The following is a 15745-nucleotide window of genomic DNA, read 5'->3' on the forward strand; positions in this document are numbered from 1 at the left end:
GATGTGGGGAGTGTATAATAGTTATTATTAAATGTGTTGTGAGGATAATATGAAAAGAATTTTAATACTCTTGATGGTTGCGGCGGTTCTGTTACTGTCCTGTAAAGATGAATCAAGTTATATAAATTATACCTGGGATGACAGTACGGTTGATGCTGATTCAGATGGTATTCCCGATATAGCGGAAGTGGATGGGACCAGTTTTTTTGGATACCCACTTTTTGAATATGGTGCCAGACCCGGAATCCCTGACCTTTTTGTCCATGTTGCACTGATGAATCCTACAACTACTGATGCAGGAATGATGCTACAGGAAAAAGCTCTGGACAGGGTTGTTGCCAGGTTTTTAGAGAATGGTATCGCCTTGCATTTTGATGTTGGAAATACTGGTTTGTATAAGGAATATACCGAAGTCGGTACACGCGGGGTTACTCGTTATAATTTAAGTAACAGGAGCCATATTTTTGCATATAACAAATCTATTTTTCTTGCTGAGAATGTTTTAGATGGCTCCCCAACAGGGTATGTATTTGTTGATGAGATTAAAGCAGCTAAGATGCCGAATAATAAAGATGAAATCTTCTACTTTATGGTCATGGGTTCATCTCAGCAGAGTGATGGAGGAAATGGTTCATCGGGTGTCGCATGGAATAGACCCGGAGAAGGTGGAAATGAGTTTCTGATAACACTTGCTAACTGGGGTCTAGGATTCGGAACTAATTCCACTTTGGGATTAAGTCAGGAAAATTTTGAAAATTATGTTGTCAATAAACAGGCTTCTACTATTATGCATGAGTTCGGTCATAATCTGGGTTTGAATCATGGTGGTAATGAAACTCTGAATTATAAGCCTAATTATTACAGTATCATGAATTATCTATACCAGCTAAGTGGGCTGCCGAGAATCGGTACAAATGAGTGGGACCGGTATTACTATGAAAGATTTTATAAAAGCTCCGGTGACATGAAATGGGCAGATCTGATGGTTAAATCCTACCCTGCAAATTATTATGATGAAACTGATCCTGATTATGGGTATGGTGAACTGACATTATTACCAATTGATTTTATAGATGGTCCTTTCAGCAGTACATACAATATGGATTATTCCTATGGAGCTGGCGGTTCACTAAATGAAAACTCTTTGGATGAATCCTTGGGACTCAGACAATCTGCTTCTGGTGATGTTAACTGGAATGGTGATGTTGACTTGAATGGTGATGAAATCATTGATTCATCTGTAAGTGAAAATATAAACCCAAGCAATGACACTGTTCTGGGGACTCATAATGACTATAATGACTGGGCCAATCTGATCTTTTATTATGATGCCACTGCCCCTTCCGGCCGCTCATTAAATTATCTTGAGAAAGTAATTTTTGTTGAAGAAGAGAGAAATATTACCAGTATACCTTTTGAGAGGAGCCACTGATGTCCAGATACTCCTTAATACTGTTACTTGTTTTCATCCCTTTAGTCTCATGTAAGAGTCTTCCTCAGAGTGAGCAACCCCCGCAGAATGAGGTTTTTATACCAAGGGTTTCAGGTGAGATTTCATCCCTTGAAATTATAGACGGTCAGTTGATTATCCAATCCGATGGTGAAATACGTATTGCATATACTCTGGATACAGAAAAAAGTAGATTTCAACTCGAAAATGCTGAATCCTATAGATACAATCATATGAAAAGACCCGATGGTCCTATCAGTGATTTAACACTGTATAAAGGGGAAGAACAGATTGCATGGATATCTGAAGGATTAAGAGAAGGTGCGGCACTTGATGGACTCTCAGTCCTTCCGGCAGCAGACACAGATTCCATCATCCTGAAATCTAAAGACCAAGAATGGCCCATCCCTGCAGATACCGAAACTGTTGTGAACTGGGGGGACGGGGATTATATCGCCTATGCTTCTCAGATAAGCAAAGGGAAGATGGAGGACCAGCCTCCCTTCCGTGTTAATCTTATATTGCTGAAGAGGTAATTCCTTTAAAGGCCGTACGGTAAGTGCGGCCTAAAGCAGGGATTGTCACCATTTTGTCAGCACCAAGAAAACGGCAGAACTCAGCAAACATCAAACGCAGTGCACCAATTATATCGTCATCCAATTCAATCCCCTCCTGCAGCCAGAATCCCTTTAAGAGGAGTCTGTTTGTCTTGCGTTCAAGATAGGGTTCGCATCGCCCGATCAATCTTCCTTTGTAAAGAATGGGCAGCACATAGTAGCCGTATTCTCTCTTGATCGCGGGGGTGTAGACCTCCCATCTGTATTTGAAATCAAAAATATCTTCAATCAGTTCTCTGTTCCACATGATATTATCCAGAGCAGCAAGGATAACTGCTTTATCACCGTAGCCGTGATTGTCGTAGGACGAGAAAAAATCATCCATGTTCCGGGAAGGGGCATACCACTCTCTGCTGCTGTTTTCTATAACGACTCTTCTGATCAGGCCTTCATCCTGCAGCAGCTTTATTTTTTGTCGGATACATTTCATGCTGCATCCTGAAATCCCATACCAGAAATCTCTTGAAGTAAAACCGACAATACCGGCAGAACTGATTCTTCTGATTATATGGGCTTTATGGTATTCATCCTCACTATTAAAAGGGTCAGGCATATTACGGATCGACTCGGGCAGCAGGCGCTCTGTGAGATCATAGACGCGTCTTGAATGCTCTCTGTGATGTATTGAGAGTTTACCTTCGAAGAAGAGTCCCTCCAGAGCCGCCTTGGCAACACGGGAGCTTCCCCAGGCCCAATTAACCTTTTTATCATTCTTGAAATAGAGGGAGGAGAGGGGTCCATGCTTGCTGATCTCTTCCAGATAGTAGGAGAGATGTTCTTCTACTCCCTTATAGCGGCCCAGGTAGGAAGAGTACATCTCTTTTCTACGCCTGCCCAGGAGTGGCCAGTCACCGGCGCTTGAGATTGCCATCATCTTGTCCCAGCCGTCTATCAGCGTACGATCTTCATACAGAGATTCATTGAGCCAGTTCTGACTGTAATCCCTGATACGGGATTGAAGTACCAGGTCCGGATTACGGCCGCAGACATTCAGGGGATCAAACTGTATGCATCCCACTTTCCTGATATACGAGAGAACAGATTCTTTACCCTGCAGACTCTTAGGATGATCAAGATGATGATAGTTCAGCAGAAAGGCTGCAGCCTCTTTCCGGGAAAGTTCAGTATCAGGCTGAGGCATCCGCTATCCGCTTGAGCTCATCACTGCTTAGCTCTACTTCACCGGCATGAATAACACCATCCACCTGAGAAGGCGCTCTCATTCCTACAATGGCTCCAGTTATTGCAGGATTATGAAGGGTCCAGGCAATGGCTACTTCTCCGGCTGTGCAGTTATGGTTTGTTCCAATATCTGCAAGCAGATCGGCCAGGGCAAGATTCTTACTCAGCTTTGGTTCTTTGAAGTGCTCACTCTTTTTCCGCCAGTCGGTATCGTCCATGGCTGTAATTCTCTCTTTTGACATCTTGCCGGATAAGAGTCCCGAAGCCATGGGGGAATAGTTGATGACTCCAATATTATGTTTGCTGCAGTAGGGGAGTATCTCTTTTTCAACTTCTGGAAATATAAGGGAGTAGGGAGGCTGTACTGTGGTGATGGGGGCAATTTGAGAAACCAGTTCCATCTGCTCTACTGAAAAGTTGGATACACCCAATGCCCGTATTTTTCCCTGTTTCAGGTAATCCGCCATCAGAGTCCAGGCACCTTCCAGATTCTTCTCGTCTGTGGGCCAGTGAACCTGGTAAAGATCTATGGTTTCCAGTTTCATCCGTCTCAGTGAATTTTCAAACTCACCGGCAATAAATTTCGGTTCCAGGCAGATGTCTGTCTCTCCCTTCTCATTCCATCTGATACCGCATTTTGTAAAAATATAGGGATCGTAGGAAGATTCTCTGATGGCCCTGGCGGTAATAATTTCAGAATTACCCAGGCCGTAGGCAGGAGCCGTGTCGACCCAGTTGATTCCTTTTTCAAGAGCGGCATGGATGGTTTTGATGGAGGCTTCATCTTCCTGTTCTCCCCATCCCCAGGCCCAGCTTCCGCCTATGGCCCAGGTTCCCAGTCCTATGGGAGTGATTTTAATATCTGAATTTCCAAGAAATTTCTTTTTCATTATCTTACCTTTTCTTAATGATTCTACTGGATTTAATATTAGAGAAAAAGCGATGAATAAACAAATAAAAAAATGATAGACAAACTATTACAATTGCCATCTAGAGCTCCTTTGTGATAATCTGCCTCCGGAGGATATATGAGTAATATTCGTAAGCCCTATGCCCAGACCGTTGCCGCGGTGCGCAGCGGGGTAGTAGCAAGTTTAATACAGGCTCTGATTTCACTTGATTCAGAGTTAAAAAATAGTCTGCCTGCCGGACAGTACGCCATGAAGCTGAAAGCCCCCGAAGGTATTGAGAATCTTATCTCCTTTAATGGAGGAACCAGGGGTGCTGTTCTTAAGTTTGTAAGTTGTGAAGCCATGTCAGATACCCTCAGTGGTTCCAGGGGGGCCTTTATTCCCTATCCCACAGGGGGAGGATTTTCTAAGGCTCTTAAGGCTTTCCAGAGCTGTGCCGGCGCTGTGAGCAAGGCAATGAGCTTTGTTCCTGAAAAAGATGATAAAGAAGGGATTGAGAAGAAAACCCGTCTATTACTGACTGCGGCACTCAGGGGAGTCAGCGAAATATATAATTATGATCATTGGGTAAAGGTGAAATCTGCAGCTATTCCCGCAGGCACAATTGCTGTGTTAATTGTCGAAAATCCTGAAATCTCCGGTACCATCACAATTGAGAATAAAAAAATGACCTTTACTCCCGGAGCGGATCTTAAAACAGCCAATGCTGTTCTTGAATTTGCCAGTATTGATACATGTTATGGAGTCCTTACTGGTCAGGTCGCTGCCATGGCCGAGCTTGGAAGCGGAAAAGTAATGCTTAAAGGTAGACTTCCCATGATTCAGGGATTGTTTCCTCTTCTGGACCGATTTGGAGAATTGATGAAATGAGTGCAAACGAAAGATACAGCAAGAGTCAGTCCATATTTGAAAGGGCTGTTAAAGTTATTCCCGGCGGAATCTACGGTTCAAAGAGTCCCGGATTCACGGTTCCGGGAGAGTTTCCCTATTTCTTTACCGAAGGAGAGGGCTGCCGTGTAAAGGATGCCGACGGTAATTCATATATCGACTACCTTTGTGGTTTTGGTTCAATGATTCTGGGCTTCGGTAATCCTGTTGTGGATACTCCCGCTATTGAACAGCTTAAGAAGGGTGACCTCTTAAACTGTCCCTCTCCCGTCTTTGTAGACCTTGCAGAACGCCTGACGGGTCTGATCGATGGTATGGGCTGGTCAGTATTTGCAAAGAACGGTACAGATGCCACTACGCTGGCTGTCACCGCCAGCCGTGTACATACAGGAAAAAGAAGGGTCCTTATGGCCGGCGGTGCTTACCATGGATCTGCCAACTGGTGTTCAACAAACAAGTTTCCCGTTCTTGATGAGCAGGATTATGTGCATACCTTTCCTTACGGGGATGAAGAAGCTCTGAAGGAACTCTTTGAAACCTACAAGGATGAAATCGCCTGTATTATTCTGACTCCCTACCATCATCCCACATACATAGACCAGGTAATGCCTGAGAAGAGCTGGTATCCTCTTGTGGAATCTCTCTGTGATAAGGAAGGTTCACTCTTTATCATGGATGATATCAGAGCCAACTTCCGGCTCTCCATAAAAGGTTCTCACAGTTACTTCGGTGCTCATCCTCATATGGTCACCATGGGTAAATCCCTGGCAAACGGTTATCCCATTGCCGCTCTGATGGGGACTCCCGAGTTAAAGAAGGCCGCAGGCAGCCTATTTATCACAGGTACCTTCTGGACATCCTCAGTGCCCATGGTTGCCGCCATGCATTGTCTGAATGAGATGGAGAAACTGGATGTACAGAAACATATGTTTGAAGTGGGTAAGATGCTTAAAGACGGATTGAGGGATGCCGCTGCCGCTGAGGGATTTAAAGTGAATCTCACGGGTCCCGATTCCATCCCTTTTATGACATTTCCTGATGATCCTGATATGTATCATAACCAGGCTTTTTCATCTGCCATGGCTAAAAGAGGTGTTTACCTTCATCCTCACCACAACTGGTTTCTCTCATATGCTCATAAGAGAGAGGATATACAGGAAACAATTGAGAAAGCATCAGAAAGTTTTAAAGAGATAAAACCACTTTTTAACTGATCCTGTAAGGTCTCAATATTGAGATTGATCTTGAAATTATATCTGAAACGGTCCTCCTCATGGGGGGACTTTTTTGTTTCAGTCTACCGAGCCAGAGCCTCTTTTACTTCATCAGATTCAGCCAGCTCCAGAGCAATTGATCTGAAATCTTCGTGAATTTGAAGGAACAGTGTACAGAGTTCAGGTTCAAAATGTGTCCCATGTCCCTCTTCTATGATACTCACGGCCTTACTGTGGGTAAATGGCGCTTTGTATACTCGTTTTGATATGAGTGCGTCATAAACATCGGCAATGGCCATGATTCTGCCGGACATGGGTATCTTTTCGCCTTTGAGGCCATTGGGATAACCTGAGCCGTCCCATTTTTCATGATGATTAAGGGCTATCTCCCGTGCAAGATTTAAGAATGAAGATCTACCGTTTTCTTTTTCAGCTTTCTCCAGCGCCTCATCACCAATACTGGTATGAGTTTTCATGATATCGAATTCATCCTTTTCCAGTTTCCCCGGTTTAAGGAGTACAGCATCGGGAATCCCTATTTTACCAATATCATGAAGAGGGGCTGATTTCACGAGAAGTGATATGGTTCTTTCATCATCAATGTTATGAACTTCATTATAAGCCCTGGCGAGTACCTCAACATAGCGTTGAGTCCTGATAATATGATTACCAGTTTCGTTGTCTCTGGTTTCAGCCAGGGATGCTGCCATACGAATCGTTATATCCTGGGTCTTTAAAATTTGCTCTGTTCTTTTTGCAACAAGTGATTCAAGTGTAATATTTTTCTTCATGAGTATGTCACGGCCCAGCTTGGCAGAGAGGTGAGTTTCGACTCTCAGCTGAACTTCCTGAATATTGAAGGGTTTTGTCATGTAATCTACAGCACCCAGGTTAAATCCTTTAGCCTTCTCTTCAATTTCAGAGAGAGCTGTGAGGAAAATAACAGGTATATCCCTGGTTTTCGGATTTTTTTTCAATTCTTTAATGGTTTGAAACCCATCCATTTCGGGCATCATGATATCCAGAAGAATCAGATCGGGTAGGATCTCCTCAGCCGATTCCAGGGCTTCTATACCATTTGTAGCAACACATATCTCATAATCAGAGCTTAAGGATTCCACAATAATATCAATATTCTGAGGTGTATCGTCTATAATCAGAATAGAAGAAGGGGATAGTTGTTCACTGTTCACTGTTCATATTCCTATTATAATAGGAAAAACTATAATAAGCTAAATAATTTAAACACCATTACACCAAGATAATTTCCCAGGGCATATCCCATCAGACCGGCTGTAATACCGGGAGCCACCAGTGAGGGGCGTTTTAAGGCCATAGCAGTGACTCCTACAAAGGGGGGTGAGCAGATGGCTGCTGTACTGGCGATAAGCATGGTATCCACATCAATCTTGAAGATGCGGCAGAGAAGGACATGGATCAGCATGGAAACAACAACAGCAAAGGCTACAAAGACAAATACCATGGGAGTTGAGCTGAGGATGCGTGAGAAGTTCCCCATGGCTCCAGTTGCGGCACTGAAAACCAGAATGAAATATTCACCGAAGGCAAATGTTTTGGGTATGTTCCGTACTTTTTCAATATTCGATGCCAGGAGGCTGAGTGTGGTGATTACAAGAATTACAACCAGTGTCTGACTTTCTGAATTAACAAGAAGAGTAAAAGAGCCGCCAATGGCAAATATAAGAACAGCCAGTCCCAGGGCTCCCATAAGAGGGAGTACTGTGCCCTTTACAAAGAGTTCTTTTAAAGGGGTGAACTGCTGCTCGGTGGATTCAATACCCTCCATCTCGGCCTCTTCTGTGATCTCGCTTATCATAAAACGTCCGAATACTTTGCGGGCTATGGTCATAATAAACATAAGATAAAGAGCGCTTAAAAGGATATCCGAGGCATGTACTGCCAGATATAGATCCGCAGGAACTGAAAGAGCAGCTCTTATGGCGGCCAGGTTGGGGGTTCCACCTGTATAGACACCCACCAGCATTCCTGAGAGACGGGGAAAGTCAGGTAGATTATTTTTGAAGATAAAAGATCCGAGAAAAAGGGTAAGGGTTATTGAGAGGGCTGCAAGACCCATGGCAATTCCCGTTTTACCCGACTCTTTAAACCATGTTCTGATGTTTACAGAAAAAAGCATCAGAGGGATTGAGAGGGCAACCGTGACAGTTGCGATTGTATCCAGTACAGGGAAGGCATCTTCACCAATTATTCCGGTATTAACCAGAAGAAGACCGAAAATATAGGCAGCGACAATGGGGTTTATCTTTCTTAGAATAGGAAAAGTGATTCTGATAAAATGGATGCCGATAGGAAAAGAAAAGACGGCTGCCGACAGCAGAATTGCCTGTGCCATAGAATATTACCTCAGTTTTTAACTTTTAAAATATAGTAGAGCTTCTATGTTCAGCCGTCAAGTATTACACTTTATTTACTTCTGTCAAATTACTTCTGTCAAATTACTTCTGTGAAATGACTTCTGTTAGAATTCGTAATCTGTAACAGCTCTTTCTGTGCGGCATAGTTTGTTGTAGGCAGCAGCTTTTTGATGGCGGGGATCTGCCCTGTAAATTTTAAGATCCTCCATGCTGTCAAATGTTGATACCAATACAGCGTCAAAAGCAGTATCTGCAACAGTTTTATTGATTCCCACTTCAAGGGATCTTATCTGAGGAATAACTCCTACGAGTTCTTCCAGGTCTTTCTTGATAATAGCCATATTCTCTGCTTTTGTTTTACCTTCAGCTTCATCTTTGAATTTCCACATTACAATATGTTTAATCATTTTTATCTCCTTTTTATATCCGGGCTGATTTACAGTCTTGAGATTATATCAGCAAAAGCACAAGGGTTAATACAGAAAAGACAAGTCCTCCCCGAACTGTTCTGCTACGGAAAGTCTCAGGCAAAAAGCAGAAGAGAGAGGCATGACCATCTTAGTTAAAAGATCTTTTAAAAGAAACACATAACATCATTTTTGAGAATCCTATTGCTGTGTTGATTGACAATTTCTGGAATAATGTGATAGCGTTACTATCATTATAGGAGCCGCTGATGGAAAATCAAAAACTGACAGGCAGAGAAAAAAAACGGAATCAGAGAACGCAGATTGTTATAAAGGCATCATATAAGCTTTTTCTGGAAAAGAAAATTGAATCTGCATCAATTCAGGAAATTGCTGATGAAGCGGAAATCGGTGTTGCTTCTGTATACAGATATTTTACAAATAAGGGTGAAATGGCAGTTGAGGCTGCTATCCTGAGCTGGGAAAGCGGTTTAAATCCTCTTCTCGAAAAGATTCTCAGTGAAGAAAGTTCTGGAATTGCCGCTCTGATGAACGGTTATTTGGATATTTTCAAAGAGAATCCCGACTTTTTTCGTTATCTGGAAGATTTTGATAACTATATAAGTAAACTTGAGACTCCACCCCTGGCCATGGAGCGCTATGAAAAAATGCTGATCAGACAGGATGAAATGATTAATTCCATTCTGCAGAAGGATGTGAACAACGGAACCCTGCGTACTGATATCGATATAATGGCCTATCTGAATATGGCCGGACAGGCTGTTATTGCAATGGCTCAGAAGCTGGTGAATCGCGGTAATGTGGTTTCACATGACGAAGACTATGATCCGTCAGAATTGTTGAAAATGCTGGTGGAAACACTCTATAACAATATTATCAAGGAATAAAAACGATGAGAACAGAACTTAGTTTAAACCGGAACTGGCTGTACACGCCTGATTTTTCAAAAGAGTATCTGAAGAGTGAATATAAAGCGGAAGGCTGGGAATCAGTAGGTCTGCCTCATACAAATAAAGAGATCCCTTACAACGGTTTTGATGAAAAGGATTACCAGTTTATCAGTACATATATGCAGGACATGATCCTTCCCCCCTATAGAGAGGGTGAGAAAATCTATATGGATTTTCAGGGTGTTATGACTGCAGCTGAAGTATGGGTAAATGGTCAGATGGCCGGTGAACATAAGGGTGGATACACCCCTTTTTCCATTGAATTAACCCCTTTTGCCGAGGCGGGAATGCCCTGTAAGGTCGTGGTCAAGGTGGATTCTACAGAGCGTGAAGATATTCCTCCCTTTGGAAGAGTAATTGATTATCTCTGTTATGGAGGAATCTACAGAGCTGTATCCCTGAGAATTGTTCCTGCTGTACACATCACAAATGTAAAGGCTGAGCTTTCCGGTGTGGGTTATGAAGAGAAAGGCCTGAGTGCGGACGTCTATATCAAAAACCAGTCCGGTGCAGATCAGACAAGAACAGTTTCACTGTCACTGACCATGGCTTCAGGAGATAATTTCCATACTGAAAGGGATATCCTCCTTAAAGAAGGTGAGACCTCTCATTTCTTTGAACTCAAGGACTTGAGCGGTCTGGAAGACTGGTCTCCTGATAATCCGGTTCTCTATAATCTGGAATTCAGATTTACCGCAAATGATGCACAGAGTGATCTGTTTATAAGAAGAGTCGGTTTCAGGGATGCGGAGTTCAGAAAAGACGGATTTTTCCTGAACGGCAGCAAGATGAAGATCAGAGGACTTAACCGTCATCAGTCCTATCCCTATGTGGGATATGCAATGCCCGCAAGGGAGCAGAGACGGGAAGCAGATCGTTTGAAATATGAACTGGGGCTGAACCTGGTGCGAACATCTCATTACCCTCAGGCCATCGAGTTCCTGGATCGCTGTGATGAGATTGGACTTCTCGTGTTTGAAGAACTGCCCGGCTGGCAGCATATCGGTAACAGGGAGTGGCAGGATAATGCCTGTGTCTCTCTTGAAGAGATGATCCGCAGAGACTGGAATCATCCCTCTATCATCCTCTGGGGTGTAAGGATCAACGAGTCTGAAGATAATCATGATTTTTATGAAAGAACTAACGCGCTGTCCCGCAATCTGGACCCAAGTAGACAGACCGGAGGGGTTCGCTATATAGAAAAGAGTGAGATCCTTGAAGACGTTTATACAATGAATGATTTCATCCACTCCGGAGAGAAGGCCGTTTTAAGAAATCCCGATAAGGTGTCTAAAAACAGTAAGATTCCCTACCTGGTAACTGAGTTTAATGGACATATGTATCCCACCAAACGTTTTGATCAGGAGGCGAGAGTCCGTGAGCATGCACTGCGTCATCTGAAGGTCCTGGACAGGATGATGGGTGATGACAGAATAAGCGGCGCCATCGGCTGGTGTGCATGGGACTACAATACTCATAGAGAGTTCGGCAGCGGTGACAGGATTTGTTATCACGGAGTCTCTGATATGTTCCGCATACCTAAGTTTGCAGCAGCTGTATACAGTTCTCAGATGAGCCCCGAAGAGAAGATTGTTCTTGAGCCCGCCTCACTCTTTGCCAAGGGAGAACGTGATGCAGCCAGTATCCTCCCCATCGAAGTCTATACAAACTGCGACAGTATCACACTTTATAAAAATGGAAACCTCATAGATACTTACAAACCTGCATTTGACCGCTTCCCCAATATTGAGCATCCCCCTGTGATCATAGAAGATCTTATAGGAAACCAGGTGGAAGATCTTCCTTTCCCCGCAAGGGACCGACAGGCTTTCAGAAGAATTACCAGCTATGTAATGCTTCATGGTGAGGAAAAGCTGAAGTGGTATCATTACATCAGGATGGGTCTTCTTATGACCAGAAATAAATTGAAATTCAACGAAGTCGTTACACTTTTTATGAAATACAATGCAGGCTGGGGAGAAGATGAGGATATCTTTGAAGTAGCCGGTAATTATAAGGGAGAAGAAGTCTGCCGCAGAACCTTCGGTTCCGGAACTGCCAACCGTCTCTCTGTTAAAGCTGATTACAATGAACTCATTTCCGGTGACTGGGACACAGTACGTCTGGAGTACAGACTGGAAGATCAGTACGGTAATATCATGCCTTATGTGAATGAGGTCATGAATCTTGAAGTTACAGGACCAGGTGAAATTATCGGACCTTCTCAGCTGGCTATGGTGGGCGGTGTTATTGCCGTCTGGATTAAATCAACAGGAGAAACAGGTGACATTGAAGTCAAAGCCCGTTGCTCCCGTTTTGATGCCGAAACTGTCAGTCTGAGAGTTCTTTAGAGGTACTTTGAACATGGTAGGTACCGGCCTTGAGCCGGCTTACCGAGTGTTTCACCCAGGGAACACTGATCAGCAATGTCAGAACACTTCCTGTATTAAGCCCCCACCAGACTCCCTCAACCCCCATATTAAAAACAAGAACAAAAAGATAGGAGAGGGGGAGTGATAAGAGTATGGTTCGCAGCAGAGTCAGAAGTAAAGCCGGCAGCGGATGTCCTACCGCCTGAAAAAAGCTTCTGTTTACAATCCCCACAAGAGCAAAAACATAGAAAAGTTCCTGAGTGTAGGTCTGACGGACAGCATAATCCACAACCTCAGGTATACTTGAGAAGAGAGGATAGATAAATCGGGATGCCAGCATCATCGATCCTGCAAGTACAACCACAACAATTATTCCCCACTCATAGGATTTTTTTACTGCATTCCAGGCCCTGTCATAGAGTCCTCTCCCGGCATTCTGGCCTACAATTGTTACAACAGCGGCACTCAGTGCAAAGGCAGGCATAAGTACAAGCTGCTCAAAGCGGCCGAAGAGTGAAAAAGCAGTAAGGGCTAATGGATCAACACTTATAACAAGATGGTTAAAGAAGAAAAAACTGATCGCCATAAGAACCATTCCCATGGACTGGGGAAGGCCGATCATCACAATCCGCCCGATTATTTCTTTACTGATGTTTTTAATTTTCCACTCAATGCGTATGGATGACTGGTTCTTTAGAAAAACCCCCAGTATATAGATAAATGAGGCCACCTGACCTATTACAGTGGCCAGTGCAGCTCCGCGGACGTCCATATTCAGTAGAAAGATAAACACAGGGTCCAGTATTATATTTATAACAGTTCCCAGTATCATTCCGATCATAACTGGTTTCATCAGCCCCTCACCCTGTAGAATTCCTATAAATACATTACCGAAAAAGATGAAGATTGCTGCAGGAGAGACAAATATCAGATAATTATATCCATGGGTATAGTAGTCTCCGGTAGCACCGATGGCCCTTACGAGAGGGGCTGCAAAGAGAACCATTACTCCGAAACAGAGAATTGTGAGAACCACAGAAATAACAAGGCCGGATTCAGCTGTTTTATTCAAAACCTTTTTGTTGCCCTCACCTATGGCCCTGGCTACTAGAGAGCTCACCCCGACCATTATCCCGTTTCCGAGGGCTATAAAAAGAAAAATCAGGGGAAATATCAGTCCTACTCCTCCCACATAGGAAGGATCCGAGAGGTCAATCCGGCTGACAAACCAGGTATCAACGATATTATAAAGGAGCTGGAAGAACATACCCGCCAGCATGGGGACGCTCAGTCTGATAAGAAGGGGAGTTATGGGGCCTGAAAACATTCTTTCATCCCCTAAATTTATAGTTTTCTCGTCAGATTCAGGAAAAGTTGTATCGTTGGTTTCAGACATAATTACCCGGCCTTTTATATTAATAATAAACACTTTGGATCATATAGATTACTATACTTCAGGTCAATAAAATTACTCTTGTGGGATAGTGTATTATTTATTATAATGTCGACGAAGTATGTACTTGGAGTTTCTATGTTAGACCCGTCCCTTAAAAATATATTGGTTGAAACCCTTTCCGGATGTATAAAGATCAAGGAAATGGATGAAATAGGAAAAATGCTGAATAAAAAATTCGATATTTATGCTCTTGCAGATAGAACGGCAGTGCAGACTATGGGATTACGTTCAGCCGCAACCGTTCTGGTTGATTTTATGGAGTCATGTCATATTACTGACGACTTGATTAAACTGCTTGCAGAGCTTGATAATAATCAGGTCCTGGGCAGAACCCTGCAGCTGGAAGGGTTTGATTATTTTCTTCAGCAACTGACCAAATCGGGTTATTTTTATGACTTTTCCAAAAGGAAGGTCCTTCCCATAAAGAATGATTCTTCTGAATTGCAGAACTGGGGCGCACTGAAGGATGGAAAATCCTATCCTGTCACCGTTATCAGTGTTGATATAGTATCCAATTCAGAGCTTGTTAAAAAATATGGTTCCAAGACCATGAAAAAGGTTTATACCAATCTTTGGAAATTTCTAAAACGCAGCCTTACTCATACAGACGGCCGTATCTGGACCTGGGCAGGGGACGGTGGTATTCTGGCTTTTTCATTTAAAAATCATGTAGAACGTTCCGTGCTTTTTGCAATAGAAGTTCAAAGGACTATTGCTCTATTCAATATGGATGTCAGTAATCCTATATCCGATCCCATACACCTTAGACTGGGTATTCATACAGGTAAATTAACCTATCATAATGATACGGGTCAGATTGTTTCCGAAGTTATCAATCTTGCGGCTCATCTTGAAAAAAAGAAGACCGAAGCCGGTGGAATCTCCATAACTAATGACGTTCACAAGGGAATCAATTCCAAATTACAGTCTATTTTTTCAAGTATTGGGGATTTTGAGTCAGTATGCTGTTACCAGACTGAGTCACTGGACCTGATCTCTTGCTGATAATTAAGTGAATATTCTGAACAAAGCCTGTAATTATGAATTTCTAGACTGCGGCAGCACCAGGAGGCTGGAGCGGATAGGAGATAAAATCTTCATTCGTCAGGCACCACAGGCAGATTTCAAGCCTCTATTTCCTGAATTATGGAAAACAGCTCATTTCAGCTATGACAAGGACGCATCACCAGTTTGGTCCGGCTCAAGTGAGGGCGCTCCAATTCCCGATTTCCAGTACAGAACACTCAAAATGGAAATGAGGCTTTCTGAAAACGGCCAGATCGGTATCTACCCTGAACAGAAGGATAACTGGGACTGGTTGTATGACCATCTATCAGCAGACCGCAGCCCGCAGAGAATATTCAATGGTTTTGCTTATACCGGTGCTTCTTCACTGGTCTGTGCCTCAGCTGCTGCTCAGGCTGAGGTCTGTCATCTGGACGCATCAAAATCTGCCGTAAACTGGGCAAGAGTAAATAGAGAAAAATCAGGTCTGCCTGAAGATGCAGTGCGTTTTATAGTCGATGATATTTCTGTATTTCTTGAAAGAGAAAAACGACGTGGGAACAGTTACAGCGGTATGATTCTTGATCCTCCCGCATTTGGACGGGCCAAGGGTGGAAAAACATGGATTCTGAAACGGGATCTTCCAAAGCTGATGAATCTCTGCAAAGATGTCCTTGATGATGACCCCCGATTTTTTCTTCTATCCTGTCATGATCCTGAATTCTCAAAGCAGGACCTTGCGGGCCTTACGGCTTCAGTTCTTGGAGTTGGAGAATCGGATATTGAGACTTTGGATCTGACACTTCCTTCTGAGAAGGGAAATCCCATGCCCAACGGTATTGCCGCGCGCTGGTATAAGTGTTGAGGCATGTTGTT

14 protein-coding genes are annotated in these 15745 nt (G+C 43.3%); 8 read left to right on the top strand and 6 right to left on the bottom strand.

Annotated features, from left to right (window positions below; all coding sequences use genetic code 11):
- Positions 1 to 49 precede the first annotated feature (49 nt).
- Both DV872_RS02930 and DV872_RS02935 read left to right on the top strand, forming a co-directional pair.
- Positions 50 to 1432, top strand: coding sequence for a hypothetical protein (locus DV872_RS02930; RefSeq protein WP_114628352.1), 1383 nt, complete (start codon positions 50 to 52; stop codon positions 1430 to 1432).
- A complete protein-coding gene (locus tag DV872_RS02935) occupies positions 1432 to 1986 on the top strand; it encodes a hypothetical protein (RefSeq protein WP_114628353.1) in 555 nt (184 codons plus the stop codon). The genes DV872_RS02930 and DV872_RS02935 overlap by 1 nt, the downstream gene beginning before the upstream one ends.
- Here DV872_RS02935 and DV872_RS02940 read toward each other — a convergent pair.
- Positions 1967 to 3208 carry a winged helix-turn-helix domain-containing protein gene (locus DV872_RS02940; RefSeq protein WP_114628354.1) on the bottom strand — a complete coding sequence of 414 codons (1242 nt, stop codon included), beginning with the start codon at positions 3206 to 3208 and terminating at the stop codon, positions 1967 to 1969. The two genes, DV872_RS02935 and DV872_RS02940, sit on opposite strands and share 20 nt — an antisense overlap.
- The gene (locus DV872_RS02945) at positions 3195 to 4139 is read right to left on the bottom strand and encodes an aldo/keto reductase (protein ID WP_114628355.1); all 945 of its coding nucleotides are present in this window, start codon (positions 4137 to 4139) and stop codon (positions 3195 to 3197) included. The genes DV872_RS02940 and DV872_RS02945 overlap by 14 nt, the downstream gene beginning before the upstream one ends.
- 138 nt (positions 4140 to 4277) lie before the next feature.
- Here DV872_RS02945 and DV872_RS02950 point away from each other — a divergent pair, with 138 nt between their 5' ends.
- Both DV872_RS02950 and DV872_RS02955 read left to right on the top strand, forming a co-directional pair.
- On the top strand, positions 4278 to 5030 hold the full coding sequence (locus DV872_RS02950) for a hypothetical protein (RefSeq protein WP_114628356.1): 753 nt from the start codon (positions 4278 to 4280) through the stop codon (positions 5028 to 5030).
- On the top strand, positions 5027 to 6262 hold the full coding sequence (locus tag DV872_RS02955) for an aminotransferase class III-fold pyridoxal phosphate-dependent enzyme (protein WP_114628357.1): 1236 nt from the start codon (positions 5027 to 5029) through the stop codon (positions 6260 to 6262). Before DV872_RS02950 ends, DV872_RS02955 begins: the two co-directional genes overlap by 4 nt.
- 83 nt (positions 6263 to 6345) lie before the next feature.
- On the opposite strand, the gene DV872_RS02960 is transcribed toward DV872_RS02955, so the two are convergent.
- The 3 genes from DV872_RS02960 to DV872_RS02970 all read right to left on the bottom strand — a co-directional run bounded on the left by DV872_RS02960 (position 6346) and on the right by DV872_RS02970 (position 9065).
- Positions 6346 to 7455 carry a two-component system response regulator gene (locus DV872_RS02960; protein WP_114628358.1) on the bottom strand — a complete coding sequence of 370 codons (1110 nt, stop codon included), beginning with the start codon at positions 7453 to 7455 and terminating at the stop codon, positions 6346 to 6348.
- Between the two features lie 29 nt (positions 7456 to 7484).
- Positions 7485 to 8636, bottom strand: a complete 1152-nt coding sequence (locus DV872_RS02965; protein ID WP_114628359.1) for a DUF819 family protein — start codon at positions 8634 to 8636, stop codon at positions 7485 to 7487.
- A gap of 126 nt (positions 8637 to 8762) precedes the next feature.
- Positions 8763 to 9065, bottom strand: a complete 303-nt coding sequence (locus DV872_RS02970) for a Dabb family protein (protein WP_114628360.1) — start codon at positions 9063 to 9065, stop codon at positions 8763 to 8765.
- Positions 9066 to 9334: 269 nt separating this feature from the next.
- Here DV872_RS02970 and DV872_RS02975 point away from each other — a divergent pair, with 269 nt between their 5' ends.
- Positions 9335 to 9973, top strand: coding sequence for a TetR/AcrR family transcriptional regulator (locus DV872_RS02975; protein ID WP_114628361.1), 639 nt, complete (start codon positions 9335 to 9337; stop codon positions 9971 to 9973).
- A 5-nt stretch (positions 9974 to 9978) separates the two neighbouring features.
- Entirely contained in the window at positions 9979 to 12387 is a 2409-nt protein-coding gene (locus DV872_RS02980) for a glycoside hydrolase family 2 TIM barrel-domain containing protein (RefSeq protein ID WP_114628362.1), read from the top strand.
- On the opposite strand, the gene DV872_RS02985 is transcribed toward DV872_RS02980, so the two are convergent.
- Positions 12368 to 13804 (bottom strand): MATE family efflux transporter, encoded by a 1437-nt coding sequence (locus DV872_RS02985; protein ID WP_158546803.1) that lies wholly within the window; start codon positions 13802 to 13804, stop codon positions 12368 to 12370. The two genes, DV872_RS02980 and DV872_RS02985, sit on opposite strands and share 20 nt — an antisense overlap.
- A gap of 135 nt (positions 13805 to 13939) precedes the next feature.
- On the opposite strand from DV872_RS02985, the gene DV872_RS02990 reads away from it, so the two are divergent.
- Complete coding sequence (locus DV872_RS02990) at positions 13940 to 14869, top strand: adenylate/guanylate cyclase domain-containing protein (RefSeq protein WP_158546804.1); 930 nt, start codon at positions 13940 to 13942, stop codon at positions 14867 to 14869.
- Positions 14870 to 14876: 7 nt separating this feature from the next.
- Positions 14877 to 15734, top strand: coding sequence for a class I SAM-dependent methyltransferase (locus DV872_RS02995; RefSeq protein WP_114628365.1), 858 nt, complete (start codon positions 14877 to 14879; stop codon positions 15732 to 15734).
- Positions 15735 to 15745: the final 11 nt, after the last annotated feature.

Source organism: Oceanispirochaeta sp. M1 (assembly GCF_003346715.1).
GTDB lineage: Bacteria > Spirochaetota > Spirochaetia > DSM-2461 > DSM-2461 > Oceanispirochaeta.

Coding starts and splice junctions, on each gene's coding strand:
- DV872_RS02930 (WP_114628352.1), top strand. CDS start 50: ATGAAAAGAATTTTAATACTCTTGATGGTTGCGGCGGTTCTGTTACTG.
- DV872_RS02935 (WP_114628353.1), top strand. CDS start 1,432: ATGTCCAGATACTCCTTAATACTGTTACTTGTTTTCATCCCTTTAGTC.
- DV872_RS02940 (WP_114628354.1), bottom strand. CDS start 3,208: ATGCCTCAGCCTGATACTGAACTTTCCCGGAAAGAGGCTGCAGCCTTT.
- DV872_RS02945 (WP_114628355.1), bottom strand. CDS start 4,139: ATGAAAAAGAAATTTCTTGGAAATTCAGATATTAAAATCACTCCCATA.
- DV872_RS02950 (WP_114628356.1), top strand. CDS start 4,278: ATGAGTAATATTCGTAAGCCCTATGCCCAGACCGTTGCCGCGGTGCGC.
- DV872_RS02955 (WP_114628357.1), top strand. CDS start 5,027: ATGAGTGCAAACGAAAGATACAGCAAGAGTCAGTCCATATTTGAAAGG.
- DV872_RS02965 (WP_114628359.1), bottom strand. CDS start 8,636: ATGGCACAGGCAATTCTGCTGTCGGCAGCCGTCTTTTCTTTTCCTATC.
- DV872_RS02970 (WP_114628360.1), bottom strand. CDS start 9,065: ATGATTAAACATATTGTAATGTGGAAATTCAAAGATGAAGCTGAAGGT.
- DV872_RS02975 (WP_114628361.1), top strand. CDS start 9,335: ATGGAAAATCAAAAACTGACAGGCAGAGAAAAAAAACGGAATCAGAGA.
- DV872_RS02980 (WP_114628362.1), top strand. CDS start 9,979: ATGAGAACAGAACTTAGTTTAAACCGGAACTGGCTGTACACGCCTGAT.
- DV872_RS02985 (WP_158546803.1), bottom strand. CDS start 13,804: ATGTCTGAAACCAACGATACAACTTTTCCTGAATCTGACGAGAAAACT.
- DV872_RS02990 (WP_158546804.1), top strand. CDS start 13,940: ATGTTAGACCCGTCCCTTAAAAATATATTGGTTGAAACCCTTTCCGGA.